The sequence below is a fragment of the Cryptosporangium japonicum genome, assembly GCF_039524755.1.
Taxonomy (GTDB): domain Bacteria; phylum Actinomycetota; class Actinomycetes; order Mycobacteriales; family Cryptosporangiaceae; genus Cryptosporangium; species Cryptosporangium japonicum.
The window spans coordinates 1-737 of the sequence record NZ_BAAAGX010000051.1 but is presented as its reverse complement, the minus strand read 5'-3'; the positions used below and the strand labels follow the sequence as shown (position 1 = coordinate 737).

General features: G+C 59.6%; 1 protein-coding gene. It reads left to right on the top strand.

Going from position 1 to position 737, the window contains the following annotated elements; all coding sequences use genetic code 11:
• A partial coding sequence (locus ABD437_RS42855; protein ID WP_344654755.1) for a hypothetical protein occupies positions 1-737 on the top strand: 737 nt, incomplete at both ends.

Sequence of the window (737 nt, the reverse complement as noted above, 5' to 3'; positions counted from 1 at the left end):
GGCGGTGGAGCAGTATCGGACGTTGGCTGCTTTTGCGCAGAAGACTGGTTTGCAGGTCGAGTATGTGAAGTTGATTTCGATTTTGTCGTTGGTGGAGTTGTTGATCGAGATCGCGTGGGCGGTCGCGATGGCGTTTTGGACCGGTGGCGGGTCGATGGTGTGGCTGGCTGCGCGGTATGCGATTTTCCGGTTTTTGTTGAAGACGTTGCTGGGTCGTTTGATCATGAAGATTTTGGCGTCGGTGACGTTTGGTGTGTTGTTGCAGGTGGCGATGGATGTTGCGGCGCAGGCGATTCAGTTTGCGAAGGGGTCGCGGACGGAGTGGGATTCGCAGGCGACGTTGCAGTCGGTGTATGTGGGTTTGATGGGTGCGGCGGTGTCGTTGCCGTTGGGTCCGATGGCGGAGTTGTTCGAGAAGGGGTTGGCGAATGTTTTGCAGAAGATTTCGCGGCGGGCGGTGCCGGATGAGGTGATCGCGGCGGCGGTGGAGAAGGCGGCGAAGCATCTGGAGGAGGTGGGGTCGGAGCCGTTGGAGTTCGTGGCGCCGAAGATTGTGAAGTCGTTGGATTCGGTTTTTGGTGATGCGGTGGTGGAGGGGTGGGCGAAGCAGGCGGGTAAGTCGGCGACGGAGGTTGTGCAGGAGTCGTTGCATGAGATGTTGACGGAGACGTTGTTGAAGGGGGCGATGGGTCAGGGGTGGGAGGTGAATCCGTTCTCGGCGACGGCGGGTGCGTCGG